General features: G+C 32.2%; 4 protein-coding genes. All 4 read right to left on the minus strand.

What is annotated here, in order from left to right; translation table 11 throughout:
- Positions 1-259: 259 nt before the first annotated feature.
- The 4 genes from dph5 to ACKI67_RS01640 all read right to left on the minus strand — a co-directional run bounded on the left by dph5 (position 260) and on the right by ACKI67_RS01640 (position 4512).
- Positions 260-1057 carry a diphthine synthase gene (dph5, locus tag ACKI67_RS01625; RefSeq protein WP_407461652.1) on the minus strand — a complete coding sequence of 266 codons (798 nt, stop codon included), beginning with the start codon at positions 1055-1057 and terminating at the stop codon, positions 260-262.
- A 363-nt stretch (positions 1058-1420) separates the two neighbouring features.
- A complete protein-coding gene (locus ACKI67_RS01630) occupies positions 1421-2821 on the minus strand; it encodes an MATE family efflux transporter (protein ID WP_407461653.1) in 1401 nt (466 codons plus the stop codon).
- 107 nt (positions 2822-2928) lie between these two features.
- Positions 2929-4080, minus strand: a complete 1152-nt coding sequence (locus ACKI67_RS01635; RefSeq protein ID WP_407461654.1) for an aldo/keto reductase — start codon at positions 4078-4080, stop codon at positions 2929-2931.
- Between the two features lie 84 nt (positions 4081-4164).
- Positions 4165-4512 carry a hypothetical protein gene (locus ACKI67_RS01640; RefSeq protein ID WP_407461655.1) on the minus strand — a complete coding sequence of 116 codons (348 nt, stop codon included), beginning with the start codon at positions 4510-4512 and terminating at the stop codon, positions 4165-4167.
- Between the last annotated feature and the right edge of the window lie 81 nt (positions 4513-4593).

Consider the following 4593-nt stretch of genomic DNA (forward strand, 5'->3'; position numbering starts at 1 on the left):
ATAGGATTAACATCCATTGGGAAATGAAGAATATTATAAATTTTTATAATACTTTTCATAAAGAACATAGTAAACGGAATTTTTATGATTTATATTATAAAAATAAATTTTAAAAATTTTTTAAAAGATTAGAAGCTAACAAACTAACTACTATGTTCTTTCCAATTTTTTTCTATTTTTACTATTTTTTAAAATTTTTACAAATCTGAAATAAGAACATTTTACTATTTTTAAAATAAAAAAAATAAATTTAAAAAAATTAGATATCATCTAAGATTTCTTTAGGAGCTCCAGCCACTTCAACCAAATATTCCGCTTCAACAATATGTAATTTGGAAGGAATGACAATGCAATGAAGAGGACCGCCAAAATCAAAATCAATCAAATCTTTGATGTATCCAGCATGCACAAGATTGTCCTTTGATCCAACTCTTGCAATACCAATAGCTAAAGTGTCCTCATTGATCATGCCCTCATAGTCAAGATTATCCTTAATTGTCATCAAGTTTTCCAATCCTTCGTTGACAGTCATATACTTGTCTTTATGAGCTTGAATGTCCAAAAGAACCAAAGTGTGCATATCCATTTTCAAATTTTCTTCAATAGCCATGTAAGGGGATTTAGGGAAGTAATTATACTCCAAATCCGGAAATGGGATGGTAGTGACTTTACCAAACTTATAAGCCTGAAGACCTGAAATTGCAGGTGCAGAAGATAGGATTGAGGAACCGTGAATTACTTCAAATTCTGTTCCATCCCTTGCACATTCAACTAAAAAGTCAGCATGGGTGGTTGCAATCAAAGGATCTCCACCAGTAATCAATGCAACATCCATATCTTTTGCTTCCTTTAAAAATATGGATTCCTCTTCCACTTGAGTTCTGTCAAGAACAATGATTTCCTTGCCTATGATTGACTCAATAGATTCAAAATTAGAACCGAATAAACGTGAAGTGAAAAATTCAGCATATACCTTATCCACTTTTTGTAATGCTTCCACTCCTTTTAATGATATGTCCTTTTCATCGAATAATCCTAAACCAACTAAATAAAACATAATACCCTCTCTTGAAAATATATCTAAATATTAAATATTAATATTAAATATTAATTATAAACTTTTGAATTTGAAATTAACCTAAGATAAATAAATATAAATTAATTAGAATAAGTAAAAATAGTTTAATAAAAAAAAGGGCGCTTTAAAACACAGGCCCACCATAAACCTGCTATAAATTGTTAAAAAGCAACCCTTTTTACACCATACATCACCACTTTATTTTAAAAAAAAAGCGTAGCTGTTTTAATAACAGCTAATAATATTTTAGATATACTTATATTTAAAGTTAATTAATAATAATACTATTTTATAAAAAAAGTAATACTCAGAATAAATGGCCATTTAGCGTTGCTTTTCAAGCTAAGCGCTACTGCCTACAGCCCTATATTCCATCCATTTGCCACTGAAGTATCTATAGATATAGAACCCTGCTCTCACATACCAATCTATAAACATTGCAATCCATGTTCCGAATACACCTACTCCCATAAAGTCTGCGATAACATAGGACAATCCAATTCTGCAAATGAACATCACGGATAAGCTAACAACCATAGGCCATCTTGCATCACCAGCTCCCCTAAACATGGTAGGCAAAGTAAATGCAATCGGCCAAATCAATATTGCAAAAATCCCATGCCAAATAACCATTTCAGATGTCATGGCTGCAGTTGCTGGGGAGAGATCATATATCTGCAAAATATATGGCAACAAGGCGAATATGATTAAGTTAACAATCAGATGTGCCAGGAAAACATTCAGCAATATCTTTTTATTATAGAATTTAGCCTGTTCATAATCATTGCTTCCTACACAACGTGAAATAACTGCAGTGAAACCAAGATTTATTGCAAATCCAGGCAATACTGAGAATATCCCTATTGCATAACCTACTGAATTTGCAGCAATAGCCATTGTTCCGAATGTGGAAACCAAACTTAAAATCAAAACCCTGCCTAATTGGAAAAGACCATTTTCAATACCATATGGAATGCCTACATCCAATACTTTCTTAAGCAATGATCTGTCAAACCTATGTTTCAAGGTCTTTTTAATATGTATTTCATATCTTTCTTGAAGCATATAATACAAGATTATAAATGCTGCAAGGGCTCTTGCCAATACTGTAGGAATTGCTACACCTTCCACTCCAAAGCCAAATCCGAAAAGCAAAATGGCATTTCCAATAATATTCAGAATATCACAAACGAACATTATCTGCATAGGCAAAATAGATTTCCCTAATGTTCTAAACATTGCTGCACCACAGTTAAAAATAGCTATAAATGGAATGGAAATAGCCATATAGCTTAAATAGATATTTGCAGTATCAAAAACATCCTGATCTATCTGACCAAACAAGATATTGATTAAAAAAGATTTTGCAAATAAGACAAACACAGTCATTATGATTGCCAATATGGTCGTAAACCACACCAATTGGTTAGATGCATCACAAGCCTTGTCAGGTTCTCCATTCCCCAAGTATTGTCCTGCTATTACTGCACCACCAGTTGCCAGTGCAGAAAAGCTGAAGATAAGTAGCTGAACTAAAAAATCAACTAAGGAAACACCTGAAATTGCAACTTCACCAAGAGATGCAACCATCATTGAGTCAGCAAGACCTACAAAGAATTCCAATGCCTGTTCAATTAAAAGTGGAATGAATAATGCCCATAAAAGCTTATTTGTAAAGAAATAACCTTTTTCATGAACTTCCCTATCACTTAAAATATCTGCAAAACTTCTAAAAACGTTCATAAAAACTCCGATTCATAAAAATATTAAAAAATAAAGAAATTAAAATTAATAAAAATTAAAAAAATTAAATGGAAATTAAATTTAATAAAAAATTATGAATTAACAAATTAATCCTTAGTAAATCCATATGTTTCTGTTTCAAAGGTTTTAGCAACTTCTGGCATCAAGCTTGCAATATCAATCTGTTGAGGGCATTCTTTCATGCAAGATTCACATGCTGTGCAATCAGAAGCTATACCTACGCCATCTAAAACTGAATAGTTCCTATATGCATTTCCTACAGCAGAGAATGCACCAATCTCCAGACCTTGAATCTTTTCATTATTATACAAATCAAACAATTTAGGAATGTTAATATTTGCTGGACATGATTTTATACAGTAATTGCATTTGGTACATGGAATAGCTATATTACTGTTTATGATTTCGGTAACCTCTTCAATGATCTTATGCTCTTCATCATTAAGTGGCTTGTAATCATCCATGAAACCAACGTTCTCTTCCATTTGCTCTAAGCTGCTTGCACCTGATAGAACCATGAACACTCCTTCGATTCCTGCAACATAACGAAATGCCCATGAAACTGGAGATTCATCAGGATTGTAGTCTTTCAATTTTTTCTCCGCTTCTTCAGGAAGATCTGCCAAGAATCCTCCTTTCAATGGTTCCATAACAATGATTGGCAAATCATACTTATGAGCAACTTCAACACATTTTCTTGATTCCACACCATCATTTTCCCAGTCCAAATAGTTAATCTGCAATTGGACGAATTCCATTTCAGGATGTTCCTTCAATATATTGTCCAAAAATTCTGCATTTGCATGGGTGGAAAGACCTAACTTTTTGATTTTGCCTTCATCCTTCATCTTTTTACAGAAGCCAAAGGTGTCTACATATTTCCATCCAGCTTGTGAGAAACTGCTTACATTATGAACCATATAATAATCAAAGTAATCTACACCGCAACGTTCCAATTGTTCCTTGAATATTGGCTCCACTTGTGATTCTTCGGTAATGAGGAAAGTTGGCATTTTATCTGCAATTACAAATGAGTCTCTTGGAAAACGTTCTACTACAGCTTTCCTAAGAGCAACTTCACTCATTCCATCATGATAAGCATATGCGGTATCAAAGTAATTGAATCCATTTTCCATATAAACGTCAGCCATCTTCTTTACCTGTTCAAAATCCACACTTGAAAAATCGTTTTCATCAAGCTGTGGCAATCTCATCATTCCAAATCCCATATTTTTCATATTTAATCTCCTTAATACATTAATAACTATTAATTAAACTAATTTTAATTAAACTAATTTAATTCAATAAACTATCCAAAATTCTTAATCTTTATACAAAATTTGCTTATTATATTCCTTTTCCAATTCCAACTGCCTAATTTTTCTATCATATTGAGCAGCTTCTTCCTCTTTAAATTCAATCAAGCCACTGATAAGAATATCAATCTTCTTTTGACAATCTCTCATTGCCTTTTCCTTTTGAATCTTCAATGACTCGATTTCATTATCTATTTCTATAAGTCGCACTTCACTCATAGGATAATAGCTGAATCCCAAAGCCTCATCAAGGGCATGATCCAACAAATCCTGCAATTTCAATCCCTTTGATTTGGCAAGATCCTTTTTCTCCTTATTTATCTTCACACTAGTTGTTTCATTAAAACAACCCATAATCATCACCTAAATAATATTAAATCACAGTTTCTGAAAAATTATTAAAATATTTAATATAATATATAATCTAAAATTTTA

Origin of the sequence: Methanobrevibacter sp. (genome assembly GCF_045577275.1) — an archaeon.
Lineage (GTDB): Archaea > Methanobacteriota > Methanobacteria > Methanobacteriales > Methanobacteriaceae > Methanobrevibacter.